Annotated in this window: 2 protein-coding genes; one reads left to right on the top strand and one right to left on the bottom strand. The window is 64.5% G+C overall.

Features of this window, described 5'->3' with window-relative positions:
* Positions 1–3379 (bottom strand): vitamin B12-dependent ribonucleotide reductase (locus ACXJMY_RS37605; RefSeq protein WP_456624398.1); only part of this gene is annotated, 3379 nt, incomplete at its 3' end.
* 769 nt (positions 3380–4148) lie between these two features.
* Here ACXJMY_RS37605 and ACXJMY_RS37600 point away from each other — a divergent pair.
* On the top strand, positions 4149–5045 hold the full coding sequence (locus ACXJMY_RS37600; protein ID WP_456624397.1) for a DMT family transporter: 897 nt from the start codon (positions 4149–4151) through the stop codon (positions 5043–5045).
* The last annotated feature ends 180 nt before the right edge of the window (positions 5046–5225 follow it).

Here is a 5225-nt window from a genome sequence, read left to right as displayed (position 1 = left end):
GGGTGAGGCCGCGCGACACCAGTTTTGTCGCGTGGTGGCCGTGGTCGTCCGGCTCCTTGCCTTCCTCGACGCCCTTGCCGAGCACGTCGAACCCGGTCTCGCTGGGATCGACATGGGCGAGGTCGAAGCGGCTGAGGTAGCTCACCGCCAGTTCGCGGAAGACGTAGTCGAGGATCGAGGTCGCGTACTTGATGCTGTCGTTGCCCTGCACGGGGCCCGCCGGTTCGAAGCGGGTGAAGGTGAAGGCGTCGACATATTCGTCGAGCGGCACGCCGTACTGGAGGCCCAGCGAGACCGCGATGGCGAAGTTGTTGATGAAGGAGCGGAGCGCCGCGCCTTCCTTGTGCATGTCGATGAAGATCTCGCCGATGCGGCCGTCGTCATACTCGCCGGTGCGCAAATAGACCTTGTGCCCGCCGACGACCGCCTTCTGGGTGTAGCCCTTGCGGCGATCCGGCATCTTCTCGCGCTCGCGCATCACGATGATGCGCTCGACCAGCTTCTCGACGATCTTTTCCGAGACCTGCGTGGCACGCGCCGCCATCGGCTTGTCGTAGAGGCTCTCCACCGCATCGTCCTCGTCCTCATCATCGCTGATGAGCTGCGAGTTGAGCGGCTGGCTGAGCTTGGAGCCGTCGCGATAGAGCGCGTTGGCCTTCAATGCGAGTTTCCACGACAGCATGTAGGCGGACTTGCAGTCCTCCACCGTGGCGTCGTTCGGCATGTTGATGGTCTTGGAGATCGCACCCGAGATGAAGGGCTGCGCCGCCGCCATCATGCGGATGTGGCTCTCGACCGACAGGTAGCGCTTGCCGATCTTGCCGCAGGGATTGGCGCAGTCGAACACCGGATAGTGCTCGGCCTTGAGGTGCGGAGCACCTTCCACCGTCATCGCGCCGCAGATGTGGACGTTGGCGGCCTCGATCTCGCGCTTGGTGAAGCCGACGGCCTGGAGCAGGTCGAAGCCGGGGGCCGCGATCGCCTCGGCACCGATGCCGAGCTGGTCGCGGATGAAGTCTTCGCCAAAGGTCCACTTGTTGAAGGCGAACTTGATGTCGAAGGCGGTCGGCAGGGCCTTCTCGACCTTGGCGATGGCCTCATCGGTAAAACCCTTGGCCTTCAGCGTCGAGGCGTTGATGCCGGGGGCGTTGGACAGCGAGCCGTGGCCGACGGCGTAGGCCTCGATCTCGGCGATGTCGCTCTCGCGATAGCCGAGCGCGCGCAGCGCCGCGGGAACCGCGCGGTTGATGATCTTGAAGTAGCCGCCGCCGGCGAGCTTCTTGAATTTCACCAGCGCGAAGTCCGGTTCGATGCCGGTGGTGTCGCAATCCATGACGAGGCCGATCGTGCCGGTCGGCGCGATCACCGTGGTCTGGGCGTTGCGATAGCCGTGCTTCTCGCCGAGCTCGAGCGCGGCATCCCAGGCTTTTTGCGCATGCGCGACCAGGTCGGCCTGCGGGCAGGAGACCAGGTCCATCGGCACCGGGTTGACGCTGAGCGCCTCGTAGCCGTTGGACTGGCCATGGGCGGCGCGGCGGTGGTTGCGGATCACGCGCAGCATGTGCGCGGCGTTCTTCTTGTAGCCGGGGAAGGTGCCGAGCTCGGAGGCGATCTCCGCCGAGGTCTTGTAGGTGATGCCGGTCATGATCGCGGTCAGCGCGCCGCAGAGCGCACGGCCTTCCTTGCTGTCGTAAGGAAGACCCATGGTCATCAGCAGGCCGCCGATATTGGCGTAGCCGAGGCCGAGCGTGCGGAACTCGTAGGAGAGCTCGGCGATCGCCTTCGACGGGAACTGCGCCATCATCACGGAGATTTCGAGCACCAGGGTCCACAAGCGGCAGAGATGCTCGTAGCCCTCGACGTCAAAATGCTTGGTCGTGGTGTTGTAGAACGTCAGCAGGTTGGCGGAGGCGAGGTTGCACGCCGTGTCGTCCAGGAACATGTATTCCGAGCACGGATTGGAGGCGCGGATGTCGCCGGACGCCTTGCAGGTGTGCCAGTCGTTCATGGTGGTGTTGAAGTGCAGGCCCGGGTCGGCCGACGCCCAGGCGGCGTAGCCGATCTTCTCCCAGAGGTCGCGCGCCTTCAGCGTCTTGGTCACCTTCTTGGTGGTGCGGCCGATCAGGCTCCAGTCGCCATCGGTCTCGACCGCGCGCAGGAAGTCGTCCTTCAGCGAGACCGAGTTGTTGGAGTTCTGGCCGGACACCGTGAGATAGGCTTCCGAATCCCAGTCGGTGTCGTAGACGTCGAACTGGATGTCCTTGTAGCCCTGCTTGGCGAACTGCATCACCCGCTTGATGTAGTTGTCGGGCACGAGGCTGCGGCGCGCGAGCTTGATCTCGCGGCGGAGCGCCGGGTTCTTCTCGGGATCGAAGCAGTCGTCGCCCGAGCCTTCGCAATTGACGCAGGCCTTGAGCACCGCCTTGAGGTGCTTCTGGTTGATCTTGGAGCCGGTGACGAGAGCGGCAACCTTCTGCTCCTCCTTCACCTTCCAGTCGATATAGGTCTCGATATCCGGATGATCGGCGTCGACCACCACCATCTTGGCGGCGCGGCGGGTGGTGCCGCCGGACTTGATCGCACCCGCGGCGCGGTCGCCGATCTTGAGGAAGCTCATCAGGCCGGACGAGCGGCCGCCGCCGGAGAGTTTTTCGCCTTCGCCGCGCAGGCGCGAGAAGTTGGAGCCGGTGCCGGAGCCGTATTTGAACAGGCGCGCCTCGCGCACCCAGAGGTCCATGATGCCGCCCTCGTTGACGAGGTCGTCACCGACGCCCTGGATGAAGCAGGCGTGCGGCTGCGGATGCTCATAGGCCGACTTGGACTTGGTCAGCTTGGCGGTGAAGGGGTCGACGTAATAATGGCCCTGGCCGGGGCCGTCGATGCCATAGGCCCAGTGCAGGCCGGTGTTGAACCATTGCGGCGAGTTCGGTGCGACCATCTGCATGGTCAGCATGTAGCGGAGCTCGTCATAGAAGGTCTGGGCGTCCTCGTCGGAGGTGAAGTAGCCGCCCTTCCAGCCCCAATAGGTCCAGCAGCCGGCGAGGCGGTCGAACACCTGCTTGGCCGAGAGCTCGCTGACATAGCGCTCCTTCTCGGGCAGCGCCGCAAGCGCATCGGTATCGGGCACGGAACGCCACAGGAAGGAGGGGACGGATTCCTCCTCGACCTTCTTCAGGCGCGCGGCGACGCCCGCTTTGCGGAAATATTTCTGGGCCAGCACGTCGGAGGCGACCTGCGACCACTCGGTCGGCACCTCGACATTCTCAAGTTTGAACACCACCGAGCCGTCGGGATTCCTGATCTCCGACGTGGTCAGCCGGAAATCGATTCCGGCGTAAGGTGACTGTCCCTGGGTGGTGTGGCGCCGCTCAATCCGCATCGTCTTGCCCCGTCCTTATTGTGACCGGTCCCGCCTCGGTTCAGGCGTGCCGGCTCGATATTTCGCTTCGCGAGTCCCTCAAGGCCTTGCCGGCCCTTTAAGGCTTCGCAGTTCAGCCGGTGGTTTCCGGCCCAGTTTCTCCCGGCGCGATTCATCGATGCGTGCACCGATCATCCGCCGGCATGTCCAGGTGCACCCGCCCCAAAGCGATGCACCCGACATGCGTTCAACGCCCCACAAACGTCACGTCTTCAACCATTGCCATTCGAGCCTGTTTCCAGCCCGTTCTGGCGCCCCGAAAAGTCCGCTTTCGAGGGCAGACAAGCCCTCATCCCGCTGCCTTCGTCTGGCTTGGCGGAGTGCCGTCTTGCGGACCCTTTGGGGGAGTGCCGGCGGGACGCAAACACACTCGCGCCGAACGGACTGAAAGCTAGGACTCTCCGTTGCGCCCGTCAAGAACTAGTGCGAGTTCCTGAATCAAATACTAAATATGGTGGACAGCGGGGGATAACAGGGGGCAAGCCCGCGCCTGTTCTGGAGGCAAGTATCGGTGAGTCCTCAGGGATTCCCAACCGAAAAAATTTATGTCCGGTGGTGTTCCGGAGGCTTCATCCCGCTGTTCACAGGGCAGGTATATTTTTAGGCAACGGGGTTGCGCCGGCGGGACTCACGTAGGGCTACGGAAGGTGAGGGCAGGCATGCCCGCCGGGGTGGTGGTGGGGGAGCCGAATCCGCGCCAAGCTGACCCCGTTTCTGCCGGGTACCCTACATGCTTGATTCGACTCGCCGGGATGCGCGGCCGCGCATCGCCCCGGCCGGCCTGATGTTCCTCGCCATCACCTCGGTGGGCTGGGGTTTTAATTGGCCGGTGACAAAGTTCCTCATCGCGGAACTGCCGCCATTGACGCTGCGCGGGGTGACCGGCGTGCTCGGGGCGGTGCTGCTGGCCGCGCTCGCCCTGATCCGCCGCGACAGCCTCAAGGTCGCGCGTGAGATCTGGCCGCGGCTCCTGATCGCGGCTCTTCTCAACGTCACCGGCTGGATGGTGCTGATGGGGCTCGCGCTGTTGTGGCTGCCGGCGAGCGAAGCCGCGCTGATCGCCTACACCATGCCGGTCTGGGCCTCGCTCATCGCCTGGCCCGTGCTCGGCGAGCGGCCGACGGTGCTGCGCACCGTCGCGCTGGTGATGGCCTTTGCGGGGCTCGCCTCGATCATGGGCGGCAACGGCTTTGCCGCCAGCGAAGAGAAGCTGCCCGGCATTGTCATGGCGCTCGCCGGGGCCGCCGGCTTTGCGCTCGGCACGGTGTTGCTGAAGAAATATCCGATCCACCTGCCGCCGATCACGGCGGCAGCCTGGCAGATCGGGCTCGGCTGCCTGCCGGTCGCGATTGTGGGTCTGCTGGTCGAGACCTCGCATCTGGAGCTGATCACGCCGGTCGGCTGGGCACTTCTGGTCTATTCGACCGTGGTGCAGTTCTGCATCGCCTACGTCAGCTGGTTCGCCGCGCTGTCGCGCCTGCCGGCCTCGGTCGCCGCGATCGGCACCATGGCGGTGCCGGTGATCGGCGTCGCCGCCTCGGCGATTGCGCTGCATGAGCCGCTGGGGCCGGGCCAGATCGCGGCGCTGGTTTTCACGCTCGCGGGCGTGGTGCTGGCGACGCGCTAGCAGCGCGAACGCCGGTGACGAACCCAAACGAGCTCAGATCTTTTGCGTCGCTTCGGCAAGGGAAACAGCGCATTAGCAAGTTTGAGGTTCTTTCTCTCGCCGGCGTAGCCCGGAGCCCTCTGGCTTCAAAGGCAAATCAGCATTTGCGACGGCAAAGATTTCGAGTGCTTCGTCGTAGCC

This window comes from Bradyrhizobium sp. P5_C12, assembly GCF_054049735.1.
The sequence above is the reverse complement of the archived record's forward strand: the minus strand, read 5'-3'. Positions and strand labels throughout refer to the sequence as shown.

What these genes read in the sequence shown, in the direction of transcription:
- ACXJMY_RS37600 (WP_456624397.1), top strand. Translation starts at nt 4,149, where the DNA reads ATGCTTGATTCGACTCGCCGGGATGCGCGGCCGCGCATCGCCCCGGCC.